Raw genomic sequence first — 22,852 nt, 5'->3', positions numbered from 1 at the left:
GTACATATAGTTTATACCGTTTTAAAGCGTCCGCAATAGGGTCGCTTGGTGGTGCGGCCTACAGCCCCCGCACCTCGAGCGACCAAGCGGTTTTGTCCCAGGCCAGTGTCTCCTCGCGCAACAGGTGCGCTGATTGTGGGTAGGCCTCAGCCCATCCGCTGCGGCAGCTCAGGCGCATACGTTGGGGGTCGCTGCTGGAGCGCTCTAAGACCATGCCGCTCAAATCGGGTTCCCGCCTTGCGTGGCACAAAATGACTGCGAGCCGCAGCGAAAGCAATTGGCAAATGATGGTTCCGTCGGATAGCACCCCTTCCAGCTTGCGTAGCTTGCCGCGGTGCCCCAACACCAGCAAGCTCAAGCGGTGAAGCTCCGAGAGCGAGAAGCCCATGGCATCGGCGTTGTCCAAGATGTAGGCGCCGTGCTTGTGGTAATCGGCGTGCGAGATGTGCCCACCGATCTCATGCAATTGCGCCGCCCATTGCAGCTTGCGGCGCAGGCGCTCTAAATCGACATCGGCACCTTGCAGCGCGGTTTTGGAGAGTTGGTTGAAGAGCTGAACTGCGACCCGCCCCACGCGTTCGCCGTGCACCGTGTCTACGCCAAACTTCTGCGCCAGCCGGCGCACGCTGTTTACCCGCAAATCCCCCACGTCGTCGGTGTTGCCGAGCAGGTCGCAAATCAGTCCGTGGCGCAGGCCCCCTGCGGCCATGTGCATGGTCTGGATGCCCAGCAGCCTAAAGACGGCACGCATCACGCTCACGCCGCCGCCGATGATGGCCTTGCGGTCTTCGCGCATGCCCGCCACCCGCAGCCGGTCAACCGACTGCGCTGCCAGTAGCCGCTCTAGCAGCCAGTCCAGCCCCTCCTGGGTGATGACGCCCTCGGGCCAGCCTGCGGCTACCAGCACATCGCCGATCGCGCCGACTGTGCCCGCGGAGCCGTAGGCGGCATCCCAGTGGTCGGGGTGGTAGGCGTCAAACGCCTCGTCTAGCACCGCGATCGCCGCCACCTCAGCCACCTCGAACGCGCGTTGGGTGAACTGTCCGTCGGCAAAGTGCCGCAGCGACCAGCCGATGCTGCCCACCCGGAACGACTCCATCACCTGGGGTACCCGCCCGGTGCCCAGAATCATCTCGGTGGAGCGGCCACCGATGTCGATCACCAGCCGCCGTTCCAGGGACGGCGCCAGCATCTGGGCCACGCCCTGGTAAATCAGGCGCGCCTCTTCGCGGCCCGAAATCACATCAATAGGAAAGCCCAACATTTCCTGGCCGCGCGCCAGAAACGCATCGCGGTTGCGCGCTTCGCGCAGCGTCTGGGTCGCCACTGCCTTGACTTCGCCCGGCTTGAAACCCGCCAGCCGTTCGCCAAAGCGCGCCAGACAGTCCCAGCCAGCCTGCATGGCGGCGGAGGTCAGGTTGCGGCTTTCGTCGAGCCCCCCACCTTGGCGCACCGTTTCCTTGAGGTACTCGGTGCGCAGAAACTGCCCGTGGTCCACCCGTCCAATTTCCAAGCGAAAGCTGTTAGATCCGAGGTCGACGGCGGCAAGACGGGTTCCGGTGTGCATGGGAGAGGGCGGTGGGAGTGGGGTGGTTCAGTGAGGGCGCCCGGAGCATAGCACCCGGACTTTGTGGGCCGCGTACCCCGTGGGGCGCGGGCTGTAGCCCAATAGCCTGCTCGGTTAATATGACAGAAATGTGTCAAAAGCGGTGTTTTGGCTTAGGCGGTCCGTATCCACGTGCAGCAAATGGCTGGGACTCAGCCCGCGTAGCCGTAAGGGTACTTGTCACATGGTTGACATAAAAGGTTCTTACATTGAGTGGGTCGTCTTTTCCACAACCTGAGGATTCACCATGAAGATTTCGTTTTCCAGCACGCTTTTGCCACTGGCAATTGCTTCTGCTTCCTTGTTTACAGGCGCGGTGGGCGCACAAGAAATCACCGGCGCCGGCGCCAGCTTCCCCGCACCGATCTACTCCAAGTGGGCCTCTGATTACAACAAGGCCACCGGCGTGAAGGTCAACTACCAGTCCATCGGTTCCGGTGGCGGCATCCGCCAGATCGACTCCAAGACGGTTGACTTTGGCGCATCCGACATGCCTTTGACCGACGATGTGCTCAAGTCCAAAGGCCAAGTGCAGTTTCCCACCGTGATCGGTGGCACCGTTCCTGTGATCAATGTGAAGGGCATCGCACCTGGCCAGATGAAGCTTGACAGCCAAACCCTGGGCGACATTTTCCTTGGCAAGATCACCCGCTGGAACGACCCAGCACTCAAGGCACTGAACCCCACATTGCCACTGCCTGATGCCGCAATTGCCCCGGTGCGCCGCGCTGACGGCTCGGGCACCACCTTCAATTTCACCAACTACCTCAGCCGCGTCCACCCCGAGTGGAAGGCCAAAGTGGGTGAGGGCACCGCGGTCAACTGGCCAGTCGGTGCTGGCGGCAAGGGCAATGAAGGTGTTGCCGCATTTGTGGGCCGCCTGCCCAACTCCATCGGTTACGTTGAGTACTCGTACGTCAAGCAAAACAAGATGACCTTCACCTTGCTCAAGAACCGCGACGGCGTGTTCGTTGCACCCGATGACGAGGCTTTCAAAGCCGCTGCCGCTGGTGCCGATTGGAACAAGTCCTTCTACCAACTCATCACCGACCAACCCGGCAAGAACGCCTGGCCCATTTCGACGGCGACCTTCATCCTGATGCATACCAAGCAAGACAAGCCGGCCAACGCCAGCGAAACGCTCAAGTTTTTCAACTGGGCTTTTGCCAACGGCGGCAAAGCAGCAACCGAGCTGGACTACGTGCCTATGCCTGCGGACGTGATTGCCACCATCCAAAAGTCCTGGGGTGAAATCAAGGACGCCTCTGGCAAGCCCATCGCGTTCAAGTAAACAGCAAGGTCCCCATGTCCACTGTACTTGCGCATGGGGACGCTTCCCCTGGTCCTCTCAACGATAAGAAGACGCACGCCATGAACCAGCCCCCTGCTCCCAAGCGTGCCCGCTCCGGGCCTTTGGCCGACCGCATTTTCGGAGTCCTTTCCAAGTCGGCTGCGGTGCTTACCTTGGGTTTGCTGCTGGCGATTTTGACCTCTCTGACCATCAGCGCCTGGCCTGCCATAGAAAAGTATGGCCTGGGCTTTTTGACCAGCACTGCCTGGGACCCGGTCCAGGAAGAGTTTGGTGGCTTGGTCATGATTTACGGCACGATTGCCACTTCGCTCATTGCGTTGGTGATTGCGGTGCCGGTGAGTTTTGGCATCGCGCTGTTCTTGACTGAACTCTCCCCTGCATGGCTTAAGCGGCCGCTGGGAACGGCCATTGAGTTGCTCGCTGCCATTCCCTCCATCGTGTACGGCATGTGGGGCCTGCTCATTTTTGGCCCCGTGCTGGCCACCTACGTGCAGCAACCCTTGCAAGCAGCTTTTGATGGCGTGCCCTACCTGGGCGCGCTGGTCTCTGGCCCACCCGTGGGCATAGGCATTCTGTCGGCCGGCATCATCTTGGCCATCATGATCATTCCGTTCATTTCGGCGGTGATGCGCGATGTGTTTGAAGTCACCCCGCCCCTGCTCAAAGAGTCCGCCTACGGCCTGGGTGCTACCACCTGGGAGGTGGTCACCAGGGTGGTGTTGCCTTACACCAAGGCCGGTGTGGTCGGCGGCATCATGCTAGGTCTGGGCCGTGCCATTGGCGAGACCATGGCGGTCACTTTTGTGATTGGCAACTTCAACCAGCTGGACTCCTTGAGCCTGTTCCAGGCGGCCAACAGCATCACATCTGCTTTGGCCAACGAGTTCGCGGAGGCTGGTGAGGGCTTGCACCAAGCTGCGCTCATGTACCTGGGCCTGGTGCTGTTTTTCATCACCTTCGTCATTCTGTCTTTGTCCAAAATTTTGCTGGCGCAACTGCGCAAAGGCGAAGGAACCAAAACATGATGTCCGCAGTCGAAAAGCAATCCCGCGCGGCCATCTTCGCGCGGCGTAACCGGATCAACTACCTGGCCACCGGCCTGGCCTTGGTCGCTATGGCTTTTGGCCTGTTCTGGTTGTTCTGGATTCTGTTTGAAACCATCACCCTGGGCATCGGCGGCCTTACCTGGTCCACCCTGACCCAGATGACCCCTGGCCCCAATGAAGAAGGCGGCTTGGCCAACGCCCTGTTCGGATCCTTCATCATCGTGATGCTGGCCACCTGCGTGGGCACTCCGATTGGTGTGATGGCGGGCATCTACCTGGCCGAGTTCGACACCAAGGGCTGGCTTGCCAACCTGACGCGCTTTGTGAATGACATTTTGTTGTCCGCGCCTTCCATCGTGATTGGCTTGTTTGTGTACGCGGTGGCCGTGAATCCCTTCAACTCCTTCTCGGCCTTGGCGGGTGTGATGGCGCTGGCCCTGATCGTCATTCCAGTGGTTATCCGCACCACCGAGAACATGCTGCAACTGGTGCCTCCCGGGCTGCGCGAGGCTGCTTATGCGCTGGGCGCTCCCAAGTGGAAGGTCATTTTGAGCATCACCCTCAAGGCCGCCCGTGCAGGTGTGATCACTGGCATTCTGCTGGCCATCGCACGCATCGCAGGTGAAACCGCGCCGCTGCTGTTCACCGCGCTCAATAACCAGTTCTGGTCGTCCAACGTGACCGAACCCATGGCCAGCTTGCCTGTCACCATCTTCAAGTTCGCCATGAGCCCCTACGAAAACTGGCAAAAGCTGGCCTGGGCAGGTGTGTTCTTGATCACCCTGGCGGTCCTGTTCCTCAACATCTTGGCCCGGGTGTTGACCCGCACCAAAAACTAAGCCCTGAAAAGAGAAGACCATGCCCAATTCCACGCCTACCGTCGAAAAGATCAAGATTGCCGTTAAGGACCTGAACTTCTACTACGGCAAGTTCCATGCGCTCAAGGGAATCAACCTGGAGATCCCGCAGAACAAAGTGACCGCCTTCATCGGTCCTTCGGGCTGCGGCAAGTCCACGCTGCTGCGCATCTTCAACCGCATGTTTGAGCTGTATCCCGAGCAGCGCGCCGAAGGCCAGATCCTGCTGGACGGCGAAGACTTGCTCAAGAGCAAAGAAGACGTGGCCCTGCTGCGTGCCAAGGTCGGCATGGTGTTCCAAAAGCCCACGCCGTTTCCGATGTCGATCTTCGAGAACATCGCCTTCGGTGTGAAGCTGTTCGAGAACCTCAACCCCACGGACATGGAAGAGCGTGTCGAATGGGCCCTGCGCAAGGCTGCGTTGTGGGGCGAGGTCAAAGACAAGCTGCACCAAAGCGGCAACAGCCTCTCGGGCGGCCAACAGCAGCGCCTGTGCATTGCCCGCGGCGTTGCGATTAAGCCTGAGGTACTGCTGCTTGACGAGCCGTGCTCTGCGCTGGACCCGATCTCCACCGCAAAAATCGAAGAACTGATTGTGGAACTGAAGGCCGACTACACGGTGCTGATCGTCACCCACAATATGCAGCAGGCCGCGCGCTGCAGCGATTACACCGCCTACATGTACCTAGGCGACTTGATGGAGTTTGGCTCCACCGAGCAGATGTTCTTCAAGCCGCAGCGCAAAGAGACTGAGGACTACATCACTGGCCGCTTCGGCTAAGCGCCCGCCCCCTTTTCACTAGGAACCACCATGGCAGACAAACACTTATCCACCCAGTTCGACTCCGAGCTGACCGGTGTCTCCACCCAGGTGCTGGAGATGGGCGGGCTGGTCGAATCGCAGATCCGCCAGGCCATTTACGCGCTTTCACAATTCAGCCTGGAAGCCTCCGAGCAGGTCAGCGCCAACGAGGCGAGGGTGAACGCCATGGAGATCGAGATTGATCACGATCTCTCCTCGATCATCGCGCGGCGCCAGCCCACTGCGCGCGATCTGCGCTTGCTGATTGCCATTTCCAAAACCACCGCCAACCTGGAGCGCGTGGGCGACGAAGCCGAAAAGATCGCTCGCATGGTGCGTTCCATCATCCACAGCGGGGCACCGCGCTCGCTACCGTCGCTGGAGTTGCGCGTCGCCGCTGACCTGGCCTCCGGGCTCCTCAACAAAGCACTGGACGCGTTTGCCCGCCTGGATGTCAACGCCGCGCTGGCCATCCTGAAGGAAGACGACCTCATCGACTCCGAGTTCGACGGCTTTGTGCGCAAGCTGGTGACCTACATGATGGAAGACCCCCGCATGATCTCGCCCAGCCTGGACTTGCTGTTCTTGGCCAAGGCGATTGAGCGCATCGGCGACCATGCAAAGAACATAGCCGAGTTCATCATCTACGTGGTCAAGGGCGAAGATGTGCGCCACACCAGCATCCAGCAGGTGGAGTCGGTCATCCGATGAGACACATGCCCGCCGTGTTGGTGGTGGAAGACGAGCCGGCGATTGCCGAGCTGATCGCAGTCAACCTGCGGCACAACGGCTTTCGCACCACGTGGGCCATGGACAGCGCCTCGGCTGAGCGTGAGATCGAGGCTTCGGTTCCTGACCTCATCTTGCTGGACTGGATGCTCCCCGGCGAAACCGGTTTGATGCTGGCGCGCCGCTGGCGTGCTAGCGCTCGCTGCAAGGCCGTGCCCATCATCATGCTGACCGCCCGTGGCGACGAGGCCGACCGGGTGGCTGGGCTGGACGCTGGCGCCGACGACTACATCGCCAAGCCCTTCTCCACCAAAGAGTTGCTGGCCCGTGTGCGCGCGGTGTTGCGCCGCAAAGCGCCGGAACCCGAGGGAGCGCTGCTTCAGGTCAACGCCCTGACACTCGACCCTGCTACCTACCGTGTGGCCTTTGGCGACCAAGCACTCAAGCTCGGCCCTACCGAGTTCAAGTTGCTGCAGTTCTTCATGGGCAGCCCAGAACGCGTCCATAGTCGGGCCCAGCTGCTCGACAAGGTCTGGGGCGACCATGTGTATATTGAGGAGCGCACCGTTGACGTGCATGTCAAGCGTTTGCGCGAGGCTCTGGGTCCAGCCGGACCCATGGTGGAGACCGTGCGTGGCGCAGGTTACCGACTTACTGCCAAGCCGGCGGTAACACTTTCATCGGTGCTTGCAGAACGTCCCCAGGTTCCTACCACCCAACCTAGCGTCTAGCGTTCAGGACCGCGGCATGGTCTGGCGCCTGCTCCCCATGTTGGCGTTCCAGCTCGCACCTGCTGTTGCGGTGCGTCTGTTTGGCGGTGCCGACACGTCTTTGTCCTTGGTTTTGTTGGCTGCACTGGCAGGCGGTGGCGCTTGGGTCGTCATTGACGGGCTGCAGGGCGCCCGCCTGATGCGCTGGCTGCGCGCAGAGAACCCAACCGAGCTGCCCTCGATCGGCGGCAGCTGGGGCGAGATGCAAGAGCGCATTCGCCGGCTGCTGCTTCTGCGAGAGCGCGCAGTGCGTGAAAACGATACCCGACTGCAGGATTTTTTGGCTGCATTGCAAGCCTCGCCCAACGGCGTAGTGTTGCTCGATGCCGACAAGCGTATCGAGTGGTTCAACCAAACCGCGTCCGACCACTTCGGTTTGGACAGCCAGCGCGATCTGTTACAGCACTTTGGCAACCTCGTGCGCGACCCAGGTTTTGCTGGCTATTTCACCGCCGGTGATTTCCGCCACGACGTGCAGATGCCCGGGCGCAACAGCACCACATCACGGCCAGTCAACTTGTCGGTGCACCTGCACCCCTATGGCGAGGGCCGCAGCCTGCTGCTCTCGCGCGACATCACCGCCAAAGAGCAGGCAGAGGCGATGCGCCGTGACTTTGTGGCCAACGTCTCCCATGAAATTCGCACCCCGCTGACCGTGCTGGCTGGCTTTGTCGAAACCCTGCAAACCCTCAATTTGCAAGAGGCCGAGCGCGAGCGTTACCTTGATTTGATGTCCCAGCAGGCCCACCGCATGCAGACGCTGGTTAGCGACTTGCTGACACTCTCCCGCTTGGAGGGTAGCCCGCTTCCTTCGGCCTTCGATTGGGTTTCAGTGCCGGCCTTGATGGCGCAGTGCGAGCAAGACGCCATGCACCTGTCCTGCGCCCTGTGGATGGAGCCGCATGTACTGGATTTCAGCGCGACCGAGGCCAGCGAAATCGCGGGCTCGGCCTCGGAGTTGCAAAGCGCCATGTCCAATTTGATTGGCAACGCCGTGCGATATTCGCCGGCGGACCAGCGTGTGGAAATCGCGTGGACTGTGCAAGACGATGGTTCGGCGGTGTTCAGCGTGCGCGACCACGGTGCAGGCATCGCGGCCGAGCACGTGCCGCGCCTGACTGAGCGCTTTTACCGGGTGGACCGCAGCCGCTCGCGTGAAACCGGCGGCACCGGCTTGGGCTTGGCCATCGTCAAGCATGTGTCACAGCGCCATGGTGCAGAGTTGTTGATCGAGAGCACGCCGGGCAAGGGCTCGACCTTTTCGATCCACTTTCCGGCGCGCCGGGTGCGTCCGATGGCTACGGTGCGGGCTAGCGCCGAGCTTATCGACGCCTGAACACCAGCACTGTCTGGTTGCCGTCGGTCGGGTGGCGCACTGCCGTTTGTAGCACCCAGTCCGACGCGCTCACCCCGTAGGGCACTTGCATCCCCTCCCGCGGCTCGGCCAGCAGCCAAGGGCACTGGGGCGCGGCGTCCAAGGGCTGCAAGCTGAGTCGACCGTAGAACTGGTAAGCCGCCAGCGTCCCGTGGCCCAGGCCCAACACATGGGCGCAGCCTTGCGGCTGCATCTGCAACAGGGTGTGGCGCACCAGTGCGGAGTAGCTTTGGGTGTAGTTCAGCAGCGGCAGCCACAAGGTCATCAGCAGCAGCCAGCACCAAGCCGCACCGCCCGCTGGCAGCACCAGGCTCTTCCACAGCGCGGTGCGGTGGCGGCCCACCCGCCAGCGCACCAGCCATGCCCAAACCGCTGTGGCCACCAGCGCAAGCGCGCAAGTTAGCACCGAAAACGTGGGCACAAAGCCCGGTGCCAAACGCGCCACATTGGCCGCGGGTTGGGCCGGGAACCCGGTTTGCATGGCAATCCACACCACCCAAATCGTCAGACCGCAGCCCGAGAAAAACAGCAGGGTGAACCAGTCGATCAGCGCGCCCACTTGGCGCTGCAGTGTGGGCAGGGCAAAGGCTGCCAGCGTGGCCAGGGCGGGAAGGCCCAGCATCAGGGTTCGGTCGGACGCGGCCGAGGCCAGTGTGGCCACCAGCGTGACGCACACGAACCACAAGGGCAGGGCAATGTGGCGACCAAATGCGCCGCCCAACCACTGCCGCCGCCAACGCCACAGCGTCCACACCGCCAACGGCCAGGCAGGCCAGGTGAACCAAATCAGCAGTTCGGCAAAGCCCTTCCAGTGGCTCCAGGTCGCCGGTGGAAACTCCAGCTTCCAACGCCACAGGTCGGCCCACCAGGCCACCGTGGCGGTCAGTGCCAAGGCGCACAGCAGCATTGCGACAGTGCCGCCCGTCTCGGTGCTTGGCGCCGGGGCTCCAGGCTCGCGCGCCGATGCGGCGTCAGCAACGTGGATCCACAAGCCGCCTAGTCCAAACGCGAGCGCCATGGCGGGGGCACCGCACAGGGCCAAGCCCAGCAGGCCTACCGCGCTGGCCCACAGGCCGGTGCTGCGTTTGCGGCGCAGCACGGACAAGCCAGAAAACGCCAGTGCGCAAAAGCTGGTCTGGGCCAGGGCCGGCGTGGTCTCGTGTGCCAACTGCGCCAAGCCCAAACAGGCGATCAAGGCCAGCAGCCCACCATCGGCGATGGCCCGCGCGTAATCTTTGGGCGGCGCCTCACCACCAAACGCAAACGCGACGGGTTGCGCGCGAGGACTGCTCGCCAAGTGGTACGTTGCATACCAAGTGCATGCCAAGCAAAGCGCCAGCAAACCCATAAAGGGTAGGCGTACTGCGAAGTCGGGTGCCAGCCAGGAGGGGCTCCATTGCAGCGCAACCGCGCCCAGCCAGTAGGGCAGCAGCGCCGGGTTTTCGCTGGGGCTGCCCACCAAGGTCGGTGCCAACCAGCGGGCACTGCCTTCGGCCAGCTCTGCCATGAAGCCCAGTGCGCCCATGTCTGCGCTTTTCCAGGCCTCGCGCCCGATGAAACCCGGCAGCAGGTAGGCCGCGCAAAACATCAGCAGCGCCCAGCGCGGCAGCCTGCGGGCGGCCTCGCGGGTGACGATGGCGGGGGTGGGTTGGTTCACAAGCTCAGCGGCTAGGGGCGCCGGGGGTGGGGCGTAAAAAAGGCAGCACGGAAAACCGGGCTGCCTGTATGTTTGCCGTCCAGGCCAAAGCCCGGGGCAATTTATTTCGCTGCGGCTTTGCCGAAGCGGTTGCGGAACTTCTCGACGCGTCCGCCCATGTTGTCCACCGACTTTTGGGTGCCAGTGTAGAAGGGGTGCGATTCACTGGAGGTATCGAGCTTGTAGAGCGGCAGTTCGCGGCCGTCTTCCATCTTGATCATTTCTTTGGCGTTGACGCAAGACCGGGTCACGAACTTGAAGTTGTTGGACAGGTCCAGGAAACAGACCTCGCGGTAGTTGGGGTGAATGCCATCTTTCATTGGGTGCTCCATCGATTGCGTTAGCCGCTGCAGGCCGTCAGGTACCGTACCTGACTTCCAACCCGCGCACTTGTCGCGAAACCCGCGATTGTAGCCTAGCCGCCCCGACGCATCATGTCGAAGAACTCGCTGTTGTTCTTGGTGGCGCGCATTTGCTTGAGCACCATTTCCATCGCCTCGACCTCGTCCATGTTGTAGAGGAACTGGCGCAGGATGCGCGTCTTCTGCAAGATCTCGGGCTGCAGCAGCAGCTCTTCGCGCCGGGTGCCGCTGCGGTTGAGCTGGATGGAGGGGAACACGCGCTTCTCGTACAGGCGGCGGTCCAAGTGGATTTCGGAGTTGCCAGTGCCCTTGAACTCTTCAAAGATCACTTCGTCCATGCGGCTGCCAGTGTCCACTAGCGCTGTGGCGATGATGGTCAGCGAGCCGCCTTCCTCCACGTTGCGGGCGGCCCCTAAAAAGCGCTTGGGACGCTGCAGCGCATTGGCGTCGACACCACCGGTCAACACCTTGCCGGAGGAGGGCACCACGTTGTTGTACGCACGGGCCAGGCGGGTGATGGAGTCCAGCAAAATCACCACGTCTTTTTTAAGTTCGACCAGGCGCTTGGCACGCTCAATCACCATTTCGGCCACATGCACGTGGCGGGCGGCGGGCTCGTCGAAGGTGGAGGCAATCACCTCGCCTTTGACGGTGCGCTGCATCTCGGTTACTTCTTCAGGGCGCTCGTCAATCAGCAGCACCATCAGGTAGCTCTCGGGGTAGTTGGCCGAAATGGCGTGGGCGATGTGCTGCATCATCACCGTCTTGCCGCTCTTGGGTTGTGCCACGATCAGCGCGCGCTGCCCCTTGCCGATGGGCGCAATGATGTCGATCACCCGGCCGGTGATGTTCTCTTCGCCCTTGATGTCCTGTTCCAGCCGCATTTGCGCTTTGGGGAACAGCGGCGTGAGGTTTTCGAACATCACCTTGTGCTTGTTGGTCTCGGGCAGACCGCCGTTGACCTTGTCGAGCTTGTTGAGTGCGAAGTAGCGCTCGCCGTCTTTGGGGGTGCGCACCTCGCCTTCGATCATGTCGCCGGTGTGCAGGTTGAAGCGGCGTACCTGGCTGGGGCTGATGTAGATGTCGTCGGTGCTGGCGGTGTAGCTGGTGTCGGGGCTGCGCAGAAAGCCAAATCCATCGGGCAAGATTTCGAGTACGCCGTCCGCAATGATTTGCTCCCCGGTGCGAGCGCGCTTTTTGATGATGGCAAACATCAACTCTTGCTTGCGCATGCGTCCCGTGTTTTCAATTTCAAGCTCTTCGGCCTGCTTCAGCACTTCGGATACGTGCAGTGCTTTGAGTTCGTTTAAATGCATGGAGGTTTTCCGTTGTGGCGTTGTGCCGAAGATCGCAATGGGACCGAAAACTCTGGGGAAAGGACTTGGGCGGTAGGGCCCGCTGGCTGGGCTGGGGTCTGTGGCCCGTGCCCGGTGCCGCGCCTGGGTGCAGGCTGGCAACTGGGCGGATTATGACAGCAAAAAAAGGCCGTGCTGCGGTGTCACGGCCTGGGGTCTTGGCTGCCGGTGCGGTCTGGCTTATGCCTCGGTCAGTTGCTGGTCAATGAAGGCGGTGAGCTGGGCCTTGCTCATGGCGCCTACCTTGGTGGCAGCAAGCTGCCCGTTTTTGAACAGCATGAGTGTGGGAATGCCGCGGATACCAAACTTGCCGGGAATGTCCCGGTTGTCGTCCACGTTCATCTTGGCGATTTGCAGCTTGCCAGCGTAGGTGGTCGAGAGCTCGTCGAGAATGGGCGCAATCATCTTGCAGGGACCGCACCACTCGGCCCAATAGTCCACCAGGATGGGTTGTTGGCTTTTCAGCACTTCGGCCTCGAAGGTGGCGTCGGTCACGTGTTTGATCAGGTCGCTGGCCATGGGGGGCTCCTTGGGTTGGATGCTGTTGCAGCTAAAGTCGCGGCATTGTGACAGAAACGCCGCTATCTCTTGTCCGCCCCGAGGCAATGACCAATCCCGGCGCAGGCCCTGTTTCGGGCCCGATTGCGGCCTTCGATTTTCCGTCCGACCACCCGGCAGTGGCCGTCTGGTGCGACCCGGTGCACGGCTTTTTCCAGCGCTTGCGTGCGCACTTGGCGCAGCGCGGTGCACACCCTGGGCGCACCGTGGTGCTGTTGCCTTATGCACAGCTGCGCCCCTTGGCAGCGCGCTTGTGGGCGCAGTTGTACCCGCAAGGCTTTGCCCCCCGGTTCGAAACCACCCAAAGCTGGGCCGCCGTGCTGGGCGCGGCCAGGCCGGGGCCACTGGACATCCGGTTTGACCTTGGCCTGGATGGGCTCACGGCGCAGGCACTTTTGGCTCGTGCCGGTCTGGCAGAGTACGCCAATGCGCTGCGCGGCACCCTGGTGGCCGCAGCCCAGACTTTGGCACCGATGGCCGCCGCCCAGCCACCCGCTGGCCGCACGGTCTGGGCGGCGCAGGCCCGCCACCGGCTGGCACTGGACGCCTTAGCCGGCGGCGCCATGCACCTGGAAGCCGCGTCTGCCCGTATCGCCATCGAGTGGGTGGCCGCTTCGGGCTACGCCAGCGACGCCCTGTTTGACCCAGGTTTGCTGGCAGGGACGGACGCACTGGTGCTGGCCCATGGGCTGCTGCCCGACCCGCTGGCCGAGGGCTTGCGCGCGGTTTGGGGCGAGGCCCTGCTGGCGCTGCCCTTGGTGGAACGGCCACTGCCGCTGGCCGACGCTCCCATGCCCGCACCGCCGCCCGCAGTGCTGCGCGCCTGCAGCGACGCCGAGGACGAAGCCCAGTACGCCGCGGCCTGCGCCATTGCGCACATCGAAGCCGGGCGTTACCCGCTGGCATTGGTCTCTAGCGACCGCGCGCTCACCCGCCGGCTGCGCGCCCTGCTCGACGGTGCGGGCGTGGCCATCCGCGACGAAACCGGCTGGAAGCTCTCGACCACGCTGGCGGCGGGCCAACTCATGGCGGCCCTGCGCGCCTGCCATTGGAGCGCATCTAGCGACACGGTCTTGGCGTGGCTCAAGTTGGCCCCGCGCTGGCAGGCCACCACCGACGTGTTGGAAGCCGCACTGCGCACCGACGCAGTGCGCGACTGGGCCGGTGCAGCCCACAGCCAAGCGGTGCAGGCGGATTCCGGCTTGCCCGCGCTGTGCTCGCAGGTCAACGCGCTGCGCGATCGGATGGCCGGGCGCGTGAGCGTGTCGCAATGGCTGCTGCGCCTGCGCCAGCTGCTGGACGACGCGGGGCTGCTCGCACCCCTGCAGGCCGACGCTGCTGGTGCGCAAATGCTGTCGGCGCTGCGCCTGACCGAAGCCGACGGCGCAGCCTTTGACGCACTGGCTGCCGATGCGCTGTGGGGTGCGCGCCGCATGGACCTGTCGGAGTTCACCCAATGGGTCAACGAGGTGCTGGAGGCCAGCAATTTCCAGCCCAGCCACCCGCTGCGCGAAGAGGTGGTGTTTTTGCCCCTGAGCCAAATGCTGGCGCGCCCCTTTGCTGCGCTGGTGTTGGCGGGGTGCGACGAGCAGCGCCTCAACCCCTCGCCCGAACCTGTTGGCCTGTGGACCCCCGCGCAGCGCGCAGCCCTGGGCCTGCCGACACGCGAGGCGACCGAGCACGCCACCAGCGCCGCCTGGGCCCAAGCGCTGCGCACCCCAGCGGTGGATGTGCTGTGGCGCACTGCCGACGAGGCCGGCGAGACCTTGTTGCCCAGCACCCTCGTGCGCTTGTTACAGGTGCAGCAGGTAGAGCAGGTACAGCTGTCGCAAGAGGATCCCCGCATGCTGCGTACCCTGGCGCATCAACCGGTGCCGCGCCCGATGCCGCAAGGCGATGCCTTGCCGCTGCGCGAATGGACGCAGGGCGCCTACGCCGATCTGCGCCACTGCCCCTACCGTTTTTTTGCGCTTCGCCAATTGGGTCTGCGCGCGGTGCCCGAGCTGGAGGTCGAGGTGGACAAGCGGGACTTCGGGCTATGGCTGCACGATGTGCTGCAGCGCTTTCACACCCGCGTGGGCGACACCGCAGGCCACGACGACGTCGCGCTGCGGCTGGCGCTGGACCAAGCGGCGCAGGCCAGCACCGAAGCGTTGGCACTGCCTGCCGACGAGTTTTTGCCCTTTGACGCCGCCTGGCCGAAGTTGCGCGAAGGCTACCTGCGCTGGCTGCGCGCGCACACCGCGCAGGGCCTGCGCTTCCAAAGCGGCGAAACCGAACACCGTTTGCCGCTGGGCGACTTGGTGTTGTATGGCCGGGTGGACCGCATCGACAGCGCGCCAGACGGCAGCCGCCTGCTGTTGGACTACAAAACCGAGTCCCTCGACGTGTCCAAAAAGCGCACCAAAGAACCGCTGGAGGACACCCAAATTGCGTTCTATGCGGCGCTGCTGCCCGACGACACCTTGCGCGGTGGCTACCTCAACCTGTCTGATCGCGAAGAAGGCACCAAGCTGGTAGAGCAAACCGAACTGGTGGCTGCGCGTGACGCATTGATCGAAGGCCTGCAACAAGACTGGGCGCGCATCGCCCAAGGCGCACCGTTGCCCGCCCTGGGGGAGGCAGCGGCGTGCACTTACTGCGACGCGCGCGGCCTATGCCGCAAAGACTTTTGGGGCACGCCATGAGTACGCCACACGAACCTGTGGAAGACCCCACCGGACCACTGCCACCAGTGGCTGCGTACGAGCACAACGGCGCGCCCGTCGATGCCGCGCGCTTTTACGCCATCGCCTGCGACCCGCGCCGCAGCGTGGTGGTGGAGGCTTGCGCCGGGGCGGGCAAGACCTGGGTGCTGGTGTCGCGCATCGTGCGTGCGTTGCTCGACGGCTGTGCGCCGCACGAGATTTTGGCCATCACCTTCACCAAAAAAGCTGCCGCCGAGATGCGGCAGCGCCTGCAGGCCTTGCTGGCCGAGTTCGCCACCACCAGCGACGCAGAGCTGGTGCGCGAGTTGCGCGCGCGCGGCTTGGAGGTGGAGCTCGGATCGCCCCAATTGCAGACATTGCGCTGCCTGCATCTGTCGCTGCTGCAAGGCGGTCGGCCAGTGCAGATCCGCACCTTCCACAGCTGGTTTGCCGCGTTGGTGGGCGGTGCGCCACTGGGCGTGCTGCAGGGCCTGGGCCTGCCCACTGCCTACGAGCTGCTGCAAGAAGACAAGCCGGCCATTGCCCAGGTGTGGCGACGCTTCTTGCGGCGCGTGGCGGGCAACCCCGAGGCCGATGCCGACTACCGCGCCCTGGTCGCGGCGCACGGCCGCCACAACGCGCACAAGGCGCTGGAGCAGGCGCTGCACAAACGCACCGAATTTGTGCTTGCTGACGCCCAGGGCGTGGTGGCGCAGTCGGTGGCCCCGCATGGCCAGCAGTTTGCGGAGTTTGCAAGCTTTGCCCAGCCGTATGACGCGCTGCACAGCGGCGCGCTGAACGAGTTGCTGTGGCAGGCCGCCAAGGTGCTGGGCGAGCAAACAGGCAAAAAAAGCCGCGAGGCGGCCAGTGGGCTGGAGCAAGCGCTGGACGCGCGCGACGCCGATGCCGCCGTGGCGGCGCTGTTCACCCAAAAACTTGAACCGCGCGCGCTGCCCGTCAAAGGCAACGGGGCCGAGGTGGTCACCCAAGCGCAAGACAGCCTGCTGCGGTTGCGCCGTGCCCAAGTTCAGCACGAAGCCTGGCTGCACCAAGGGCGCATGGCCCGGCTGCTGCGCCTCTTGGTGGCTGACTACGCCGACCTCAAGCGCGAGCGCGGCTGGATCGATATGGGCGATCTGGAGCTGGCCGCGCTGGCCCTGATGTCCGACCCGGTGCTCAGTGGCTGGGTGCAAGAGCGGCTGGATGCGCAAGTGCGCCATTTGTTGATCGACGAATTCCAGGACACCAATCCTCTGCAGTGGCAGGCCCTCAACGCGTGGATCTCGGGCTACGCCGGTGCCGGCAAGGCGCCGGGCGTGTTCATCGTGGGCGACCCCAAGCAAAGCATTTACCGCTTTCGCCGCGCCGAGCCGCAGGTGTTTCGCGCGGCCAAAGTGTTTGTGCAGCACGGCTTGGGCGGCGAGCTGCTCAGCTGCGACCACACGCGGCGCAATGCACAGGCGGTGGTGGCGGTGCTCAACACCGTGATGCAAGAGGCCCAAAATGCGGGCGAGTTCGACGGCTTTCGCCCGCACAGCACCGACTCCCAGGAGAGGGGCCGCTTCCTGCAGTTGCATCAGATACCTCGGCCCGCGTCGGCGCGCAAAGTGGCGTCTTCGGCAGAGGCGTCAACTGCGGCGGCCGAGCCTGCGAGCTGGCGGGATTCTCTGACCAGCCCGCGTTTTGTATTGGAAGACACCGTCAAGACCTTGGAGTGCCGCCAAGCTGCGCGTTGGCTGGCGCAGCACTTGCAGGGCGCGGCGGGCTCGTCCGAAGCCGCGCTGTCGCCCGGCGATGTCATGGTGCTGGCGCGCAAGCGCGAGAACCTGAGCCTGATGCAGGCCGAGCTGGCGGCCCTGGGCATTGCGGCCCAGCAGCCTGAAAGCACCGACCTGTGCGACATGCCCGAGGTGCAAGACCTGGTGGCCCTGCTGGACGTGCTGTGCTCGCCACGCCACGACCTCTCGCTGGCGCGGGTTCTCAAGTCGCCCCTGTTTGGAGTCAGCGACGCTGACTTGGTGCAACTGGCACTGCGCCACCGCAGCGCCCGCGCTGCCGCGCGCAGCTGGTTTGACCTGCTACGCACCGCCACCGACTTGCCCAGCATCCTCGCCAGTGTGGGCGCCACATTGGCCGCTTGGCAGCGCCTGCTATCCACGGTGCCGGTGCACGATGCGCTGCACACCATTTACGAACACGGCGATGTGCTGGCCCGCTATGCGGCGGCGGCCCCTGCTGGTTGTCACGAGGCGGTGCTGGCCAATCTGCGGGCGCTGCTGGGCGCGGTGCTGGCGCTCGACGGCGGGCGTTACACCACGCCGTTTGCCTTGGTGCGCGCCCTGCGTGCTGGCGGCATCGCCGCGCCGGTGCAGGCGCGGCCGGGGGCGGTGCGTTTGCTGACCATCCACGGTGCCAAGGGCTTGGAGGCACCGCTGGTGCTGCTGCTAGACACCGACGGCGAGAAACCCCATCCCGAAACCATGGGCGTGCTGGTGAACTGGCCCGGCGAGTCGCCGCACCCACAGCGTTTTGTGTTTTTGGCGAGCGAGTCCGATCCGCCCGATTGCGTGCTGCCGGTCTTGGCCAACGAGCTCGCAGCGCGCAGCCGCGAAGAGGTCAATGCGCTGTATGTGGCCATCACGCGCGCCAAACACACTGTGGTCATCTCCAGCCGCGCCCCGCACAGGGCGCAGCCCCGCAGTCCGTGGCAGCGGCTGCAGGTGCATGCCCAGCCTGTTGCGCTGCCCGAGGTGCAGGATCTGGCGGCTGGTGAAGAAGTTAGCACCGCGCCCGGCAGCACAAGCGCGCCTGTACAGCTTTGGGTGCTGCCGCAGCGCAGCGCCAGGCCGCCAACCCCGGTACTGCAACTTGCCGAGCCGCAGGTAGACACCGAAGCCTCGCGCATGGGCGAGGCCATGCACCGGCTGTTGGAGTGGGTGCAGCCCCGGCCTGGCGGGGTGGAGTTGCCGCCGCCTTGGACGTCGGTACAAATGGCGCAACTGGCAAGCCAGTTTGATTTGAACGCAGAGCACATCGCCAGCGTGCACGCCATGGCCTGCGGCATTCTGGCGGGCGAGGCGGCATGGGCTTGGGACAGCGCGCAGATTGACTGGGCCGGCAACGAAGTACCCATCGTCCACCGGGGCCGCGCACTGCGCATCGACCGGCTGGTGCGCCGCGCGCCCCAGGGCGTTTGGTGGGTGCTGGACTACAAGTCGCAAGCCCAGCCCGAGCGCGACCCCGAGCTGCGCGCCCAGCTTGCTACCTACCGCCAGGCGGTGGCAGAAAGCATGGCCGACGCAAGCATCGTGTGCGCCGCGTTTGTTACACCGCAAGGACGGCTGATCGGCTTGAACGCACCATGAGCACGACCCAGATGCAAGCAAGTTTCGACACCGTTGATGTCGCCGTGGTGGGCGGCGGTCCGGCGGGTTTGATGGCGGCGCAGGTGCTGTGCGAAGCGGGCGTGGCGGTGCATGTGTTCGACTCCATGCCCTCGGTGGGACGCAAGTTTTTGCTCGCGGGCAAGGGCGGCCTCAACCTCACGCACACCGACCCGCCGGAGGTGTTTGCCGGCCGCTACGGTGAGCGGCGCGACGCCATCGCGGCTTTGCTGGATGGTTTTGACGCCGCCCGCCTGTGCGCCTGGGCGGCCGATCTGGGCGTGAATACCTTTGTAGGATCGTCGGGCCGCGTGTTCCCCACGGACATGAAATCCGCGCCCCTGCTGCGCAGCTGGCTGCAACGCTTGCGCCACCCGCCATCGGGCACGCCAGTGCAGTTCCATATGCGCCACCGCTGGACCGGTTGGGACGCCAGCGGTGCGCTCACCTTTGACAACCCGGATGGCACGCTCTCGGTTCGCGCCCGCGCCGTGGTGCTGGCTTTGGGCGGCGCAAGCTGGTCGCGCCTGGGCTCCAACGGTGCCTGGGTGGAGCTGCTGGCGCAGCGTGGCGTGGCGGTGGCCCCGCTGCTGCCCGCCAACTGTGGCTTCGATGTGGAGCACGGCTGGAGCGACTACTTTAGGGAGAACTACGCGGGCAAGCCGCTCAAGTCGGTGGCGATTGGGTTCACCTCGTACCACGGACGCCAGTTCGCGCGCAAGGGCGAATTCGTGGCCACGGCCACCGGCGTGGAGGGCAGCCTGATCTACGCCGCCTCGGCCTTGCTGCGCGACGAAGTCAGCCACCACGGCAGCGCCCGCTTCACCCTGGACCTACTGCCCGACCTGGACGCCGCGCGCGTGCTGGCCGAGGTGTCGCACCCCCGGGGCTCACGCTCGCTCTCCGGCCACCTCAAGAGCCGGCTGCGCCTGGACGGCATCAAGTTCGCTCTGCTGCACGAACTGCTGCCCAAAGCGGTGCTCGCCGAGCCCGCAGCACTGGCGTGCGCCATCAAGGCGCTGCCCATCACGCTGTGCGCCACCCGCCCACTGGACGAAGCCATCAGCACCGCGGGCGGCGTGCTGTTCGAAGTGCTCAGCCCCGAACTGATGCTGGAACAGCTCCCCGGCGTGTTCTGTGCCGGCGAAATGCTCGACTGGGAAGCCCCCACCGGCGGCTACCTGCTGCAAGCAGTGCTGGCCAGCGGGCACCGGGCGGGAAGGGGGGTGGTGGGGCATTTGCGCCAGGGGTAGGGCGGGGCAAATTTTTTTGTTCAAGCTTCGAACAGACTGCTGGGCTGCGGTACAGTTCGAACTCAAACAAAACCTAAGCACCCCGACACCCCACATGACCAGCCGCCAAGCCAAGATCCAAGAAGACACGCACTTTCGGATCATGCGCATCCTGCAAGACAACCCGGACATTACCCAGCGTGAGCTGGCGGATAAATTGGGTATGAGTGTGGGCGGGTTGAATTACTGTTTGAAGGCTTTGATCGACAAGGGTTTTGTCAAGATGGGGAATTTTCAGAAGAGCAAAAACAAATTTAAGTACGTTTATCTGCTTACACCTAAAGGTATTGCAGAAAAAGTGGCACTGACCAGCCATTTTCTCAAACGCAAGTTGGATGAGTATGAAGCATTGAAGGCGGAGATTGAGTTGTTGAGGGTGGAGGCCGATGGGTCAGGCAAAGCTCGGGTGACAAAAGCATGATCCACGTTACCCCTGTTATCTTGTGTGGTGGGTCAGGTACTCGTTTGTGGCCGTTGTCGCGTACTGGGTTCCCTAAGCAGTTTTTATGTCTGACCGGCGTGGAGAGCCTGTTTCAGCAAGCTACGAAAAGGCTTTCACTGTTGAGCAGTAGCGATATGGAGGTTTCCGCGCCGCTCATTGTGACGGGCGAAGAGCACCGTTTTCTGGCGACGGAGCAGCTGCGAGAGATTGGTCTGCCGCTTGGCCGCGCCCTGCTTGAGCCGGTAGGCCGCAATACCGGGCCTGCATTGACCATTGCAGCACTTGCCGCCATGGAGGCTGGCGAAGATCCCGTGCTCGCGGTGACGCCCGCAGACCAGACCATAGCTAATCAAGTGGAGTTCACCAAGGCCTTGCGGCAGGCGATTGTGGAAGCGTCCACCGGGAGCGTGGTGATTTTGGGCATACAACCTGACCGTCCTGAAACTGGATATGGCTACATTCAAACATTGGTATCAGGAAGTGCGTATGCAAAGTGCGGTCTGGCAGAGCTATCCACGGTCCATGCCTTTGTCGAAAAGCCAGATGCTGCCACTGCCCAGTGTTATTTGGAAACCGGAGGCTATTTTTGGAACGCGGGGATGTTTGTGCTCAAGGCCTCGGTATGGCTGAAGGCGCTTCAGGTTTTTGCGCCGGAAATTTACCAAGCAACGCAGATGGCGTGGGACACGCGCACCGCCGACGCTCTGTTCGTTCGCCCTGGTAAATCAGAATTTGCTGCTATTCCGAGCAAATCAGTTGACTATGCGGTGATGGAGCATTGTCCCGGCAGTGCATTTCCTATCAAGATGGTGCCCTTGGACGCGGGCTGGAGCGACCTAGGCGCATGGGACGCGGTTTGGGGCGTACTGCCCAAAGATGCACAGGGCAATGCCCACTTGGGTGACGTGATTACCACAGACAGCTACAACACACTGGTGCATGCGACGAGTCGTCTCGTTAGTCTAGTGGGAGTGAGTGATTTGGTAGTTATTGAGACCCCGGACGCGGTCTTGGTTTCTGACAGAAAATGCAGCCAAGACGTTAAACATATTGTTGACGCGCTGAGTTCTAGCAAACGCGACGAGCGGTGTCTACACCGCAAGGTGCATCGGCCTTGGGGCTGGTACGACATTCTCGATGAGGGTGGCCGTTTTAAAGTTAAGCGCATCCAAGTTAAGCCAAAAGCTAGCCTGAGTTTGCAAAAGCACCATCACCGTGCCGAACATTGGATCGTTGTCACGGGTACGGCTGAAATCACCAATGGTGATCAAGTATTGACATTGACGGAGAACCAGTCCACTTACATTCCACTCGGTCAAATCCACCGACTGGCAAACCCTGGCACCATTCCTCTGGAAATCATCGAAGTGCAGTCAGGATCCTATTTGGGTGAAGATGATATTTTTAGATATAAAGATACATACGGCAGAGCAAACGTTAAAACTGAATAAAATTTGACTATGAAAAACGATAAAGTTGCACTAATCACAGGCATTACTGGTCAGGACGGATCCTACCTAGCAGAATTCCTTTTGGAAAAAGGGTACCTAGTGCACGGAATCAAGCGCCGTGCGTCTAGCTTCAACACAAATCGTATCGATCACATTTTTCAGGATCCGCATGTAAGTAATGCTCGCATAAAGCTTCATTATGGCGATCTTAGTGACTCATCGAATCTAATTCGTATCGTTCAGGAAACTCAGCCAGATGAGATCTATAACTTGGGCGCACAAAGCCACGTTGCAGTGAGTTTCGAAAGCCCTGAGTACACCGCCGACGTAGATGCCATGGGCACTCTTCGACTCTTGGAGGCAATTCGTATTTTGGGGCTAGAGAAAAAGACTCGCTTCTACCAAGCTAGTACGTCGGAGCTTTATGGGCTGGTGCAAGAAACACCACAGAAAGAAACCACGCCATTTTATCCACGCAGCCCGTATGCGGTAGCTAAATTGTATGCGTATTGGATATGCGTCAATTATCGTGAAGCTTACGGAATTTATGCGTGCAACGGAATTTTGTTTAATCACGAAAGCCCTCGACGTGGTGAAACGTTTGTTACACGAAAAATCACACGTGGCTTGTCCAATATAAATCAAGGACTAGATGATTGTCTGTACATGGGCAACATCGACGCGATGCGCGACTGGGGGCATGCAAAGGATTATGTTCGGATGCAATGGCTGATGTTGCAGCAAGACCAGCCTGAAGACTTCGTGATCGCCACCGGATTGCAGTATTCTGTTCGCCAGTTCATTAACTGGACAGCGGAAGCACTGGGCATGGTGCTTCGTTGGGAAGGCCGGGGTATTGAAGAGCGGGCATATTGGAATGATAAGCTAATCGTCCAGATCGATCCCCGCTATTTTCGCCCAACAGAGGTTGAAACCCTGCTGGGTGACCCCTCTAAGGCGAAGGAAAAGCTGGGTTGGGTGCCTGAAATCACGGCACAGGAAATGTGCAAGGAGATGGTGACGCACGATCTTGATCAGGCCCGTCGGAATGTTTTACTTAAAAAGTATGGCCATTCAGTCGTTGATTCTATTTCTCTGAACTGAATTTCAATATAGATAATAAATCTGA

The 22,852-nt window shown here is 62.2% G+C and carries 18 protein-coding genes; 13 read left to right on the top strand and 5 right to left on the bottom strand.

Features of this window, described 5'->3' with window-relative positions:
- Nucleotides 1-58: 58 nt before the first annotated feature.
- Nucleotides 59-1,567, bottom strand: a complete 1,509-nt coding sequence (locus ACILRC_RS10900) for an exopolyphosphatase (RefSeq protein ID WP_395669397.1) — start codon at nt 1,565-1,567, stop codon at nt 59-61.
- 286 nt (nt 1,568-1,853) lie between these two features.
- Here ACILRC_RS10900 and pstS point away from each other — a divergent pair, with 286 nt between their 5' ends.
- The 7 genes from pstS (at nt 1,854) to phoR (ending at nt 8,458) form a co-directional block, all read left to right on the top strand.
- Nucleotides 1,854-2,897, top strand: coding sequence for a phosphate ABC transporter substrate-binding protein PstS (gene pstS, locus ACILRC_RS10895; protein WP_395669396.1), 1,044 nt, complete (start codon nt 1,854-1,856; stop codon nt 2,895-2,897).
- A gap of 80 nt (nt 2,898-2,977) precedes the next feature.
- Nucleotides 2,978-3,943 (top strand): phosphate ABC transporter permease subunit PstC, encoded by a 966-nt coding sequence (gene pstC, locus ACILRC_RS10890; RefSeq protein ID WP_395669395.1) that lies wholly within the window; start codon nt 2,978-2,980, stop codon nt 3,941-3,943.
- Nucleotides 3,943-4,803, top strand: coding sequence for a phosphate ABC transporter permease PstA (gene pstA, locus ACILRC_RS10885; RefSeq protein WP_395669454.1), 861 nt, complete (start codon nt 3,943-3,945; stop codon nt 4,801-4,803). The genes pstC and pstA overlap by 1 nt, the downstream gene beginning before the upstream one ends.
- 19 nt (nt 4,804-4,822) lie before the next feature.
- The gene (gene pstB, locus ACILRC_RS10880) at nt 4,823-5,602 is read left to right on the top strand and encodes a phosphate ABC transporter ATP-binding protein PstB (protein WP_395669394.1); all 780 of its coding nucleotides are present in this window, start codon (nt 4,823-4,825) and stop codon (nt 5,600-5,602) included.
- Nucleotides 5,603-5,632: 30 nt separating this feature from the next.
- A complete protein-coding gene (phoU, locus tag ACILRC_RS10875; RefSeq protein ID WP_395669393.1) occupies nt 5,633-6,334 on the top strand; it encodes a phosphate signaling complex protein PhoU in 702 nt (233 codons plus the stop codon).
- Nucleotides 6,331-7,083, top strand: coding sequence for a phosphate regulon transcriptional regulator PhoB (phoB, locus tag ACILRC_RS10870; RefSeq protein ID WP_395669392.1), 753 nt, complete (start codon nt 6,331-6,333; stop codon nt 7,081-7,083). The genes phoU and phoB overlap by 4 nt, the downstream gene beginning before the upstream one ends.
- Nucleotides 7,084-7,099: 16 nt before the next feature.
- The gene (gene phoR / locus ACILRC_RS10865; protein ID WP_395669391.1) at nt 7,100-8,458 is read left to right on the top strand and encodes a phosphate regulon sensor histidine kinase PhoR; all 1,359 of its coding nucleotides are present in this window, start codon (nt 7,100-7,102) and stop codon (nt 8,456-8,458) included.
- Here phoR and ACILRC_RS10860 read toward each other — a convergent pair.
- From ACILRC_RS10860 to trxA, 4 genes are all read right to left on the bottom strand, one after another.
- Nucleotides 8,445-10,154, bottom strand: a complete 1,710-nt coding sequence (locus tag ACILRC_RS10860) for a hypothetical protein (protein WP_395669390.1) — start codon at nt 10,152-10,154, stop codon at nt 8,445-8,447. The genes phoR and ACILRC_RS10860 overlap by 14 nt on opposite strands.
- A 101-nt stretch (nt 10,155-10,255) precedes the next feature.
- Entirely contained in the window at nt 10,256-10,513 is a 258-nt protein-coding gene (locus ACILRC_RS10855; RefSeq protein WP_395669389.1) for a type B 50S ribosomal protein L31, read from the bottom strand.
- A 95-nt stretch (nt 10,514-10,608) separates the two neighbouring features.
- Entirely contained in the window at nt 10,609-11,871 is a 1,263-nt protein-coding gene (gene rho, locus ACILRC_RS10850) for a transcription termination factor Rho (protein ID WP_395669388.1), read from the bottom strand.
- 219 nt (nt 11,872-12,090) lie between these two features.
- Entirely contained in the window at nt 12,091-12,429 is a 339-nt protein-coding gene (trxA, locus tag ACILRC_RS10845) for a thioredoxin TrxA (protein ID WP_395669387.1), read from the bottom strand.
- An 86-nt stretch (nt 12,430-12,515) separates the two neighbouring features.
- Between trxA and ACILRC_RS10840 the strand changes: the two genes are divergently transcribed.
- The 6 genes from ACILRC_RS10840 (at nt 12,516) to gmd (ending at nt 22,827) form a co-directional block, all read left to right on the top strand.
- Nucleotides 12,516-15,155, top strand: coding sequence for a PD-(D/E)XK nuclease family protein (locus ACILRC_RS10840; RefSeq protein WP_395669386.1), 2,640 nt, complete (start codon nt 12,516-12,518; stop codon nt 15,153-15,155).
- Complete coding sequence (locus ACILRC_RS10835) at nt 15,152-18,520, top strand: UvrD-helicase domain-containing protein (RefSeq protein WP_395669385.1); 3,369 nt, start codon at nt 15,152-15,154, stop codon at nt 18,518-18,520. Before ACILRC_RS10840 ends, ACILRC_RS10835 begins: the two co-directional genes overlap by 4 nt.
- Nucleotides 18,517-19,791, top strand: coding sequence for a TIGR03862 family flavoprotein (locus ACILRC_RS10830; RefSeq protein ID WP_395669384.1), 1,275 nt, complete (start codon nt 18,517-18,519; stop codon nt 19,789-19,791). Before ACILRC_RS10835 ends, ACILRC_RS10830 begins: the two co-directional genes overlap by 4 nt.
- Before the next feature lie 94 nt (nt 19,792-19,885).
- Nucleotides 19,886-20,251, top strand: coding sequence for a MarR family EPS-associated transcriptional regulator (locus tag ACILRC_RS10825; protein WP_395669383.1), 366 nt, complete (start codon nt 19,886-19,888; stop codon nt 20,249-20,251).
- Nucleotides 20,248-21,723, top strand: a complete 1,476-nt coding sequence (locus ACILRC_RS10820) for a mannose-1-phosphate guanylyltransferase/mannose-6-phosphate isomerase (RefSeq protein ID WP_395669382.1) — start codon at nt 20,248-20,250, stop codon at nt 21,721-21,723. The genes ACILRC_RS10825 and ACILRC_RS10820 overlap by 4 nt, the downstream gene beginning before the upstream one ends.
- 9 nt (nt 21,724-21,732) lie before the next feature.
- Nucleotides 21,733-22,827, top strand: coding sequence for a GDP-mannose 4,6-dehydratase (gene gmd, locus ACILRC_RS10815; protein WP_395669381.1), 1,095 nt, complete (start codon nt 21,733-21,735; stop codon nt 22,825-22,827).
- Nucleotides 22,828-22,852: the final 25 nt, after the last annotated feature.

Source organism: Rhodoferax sp., assembly GCF_044236835.1.
Classification (GTDB): domain Bacteria; phylum Pseudomonadota; class Gammaproteobacteria; order Burkholderiales; family Burkholderiaceae_C; genus Allorhodoferax.
This window is presented reverse-complemented; position numbering and strand designations above follow the sequence as displayed.

What these genes read in the sequence shown, in the direction of transcription:
- ACILRC_RS10900 (WP_395669397.1), bottom strand. Translation starts at nt 1,567, where the DNA reads ATGCACACCGGAACCCGTCTTGCCGCCGTCGACCTCGGATCTAACAGC.
- pstS (WP_395669396.1), top strand. Translation starts at nt 1,854, where the DNA reads ATGAAGATTTCGTTTTCCAGCACGCTTTTGCCACTGGCAATTGCTTCT.
- pstC (WP_395669395.1), top strand. Translation starts at nt 2,978, where the DNA reads ATGAACCAGCCCCCTGCTCCCAAGCGTGCCCGCTCCGGGCCTTTGGCC.
- pstA (WP_395669454.1), top strand. Translation starts at nt 3,943, where the DNA reads ATGTCCGCAGTCGAAAAGCAATCCCGCGCGGCCATCTTCGCGCGGCGT.
- pstB (WP_395669394.1), top strand. Translation starts at nt 4,823, where the DNA reads ATGCCCAATTCCACGCCTACCGTCGAAAAGATCAAGATTGCCGTTAAG.
- phoU (WP_395669393.1), top strand. Translation starts at nt 5,633, where the DNA reads ATGGCAGACAAACACTTATCCACCCAGTTCGACTCCGAGCTGACCGGT.
- phoB (WP_395669392.1), top strand. Translation starts at nt 6,331, where the DNA reads ATGAGACACATGCCCGCCGTGTTGGTGGTGGAAGACGAGCCGGCGATT.
- phoR (WP_395669391.1), top strand. Translation starts at nt 7,100, where the DNA reads ATGGTCTGGCGCCTGCTCCCCATGTTGGCGTTCCAGCTCGCACCTGCT.
- ACILRC_RS10855 (WP_395669389.1), bottom strand. Translation starts at nt 10,513, where the DNA reads ATGAAAGATGGCATTCACCCCAACTACCGCGAGGTCTGTTTCCTGGAC.
- rho (WP_395669388.1), bottom strand. Translation starts at nt 11,871, where the DNA reads ATGCATTTAAACGAACTCAAAGCACTGCACGTATCCGAAGTGCTGAAG.
- trxA (WP_395669387.1), bottom strand. Translation starts at nt 12,429, where the DNA reads ATGGCCAGCGACCTGATCAAACACGTGACCGACGCCACCTTCGAGGCC.
- ACILRC_RS10840 (WP_395669386.1), top strand. Translation starts at nt 12,516, where the DNA reads ATGACCAATCCCGGCGCAGGCCCTGTTTCGGGCCCGATTGCGGCCTTC.
- ACILRC_RS10835 (WP_395669385.1), top strand. Translation starts at nt 15,152, where the DNA reads ATGAGTACGCCACACGAACCTGTGGAAGACCCCACCGGACCACTGCCA.
- ACILRC_RS10830 (WP_395669384.1), top strand. Translation starts at nt 18,517, where the DNA reads ATGAGCACGACCCAGATGCAAGCAAGTTTCGACACCGTTGATGTCGCC.
- ACILRC_RS10825 (WP_395669383.1), top strand. Translation starts at nt 19,886, where the DNA reads ATGACCAGCCGCCAAGCCAAGATCCAAGAAGACACGCACTTTCGGATC.
- ACILRC_RS10820 (WP_395669382.1), top strand. Translation starts at nt 20,248, where the DNA reads ATGATCCACGTTACCCCTGTTATCTTGTGTGGTGGGTCAGGTACTCGT.
- gmd (WP_395669381.1), top strand. Translation starts at nt 21,733, where the DNA reads ATGAAAAACGATAAAGTTGCACTAATCACAGGCATTACTGGTCAGGAC.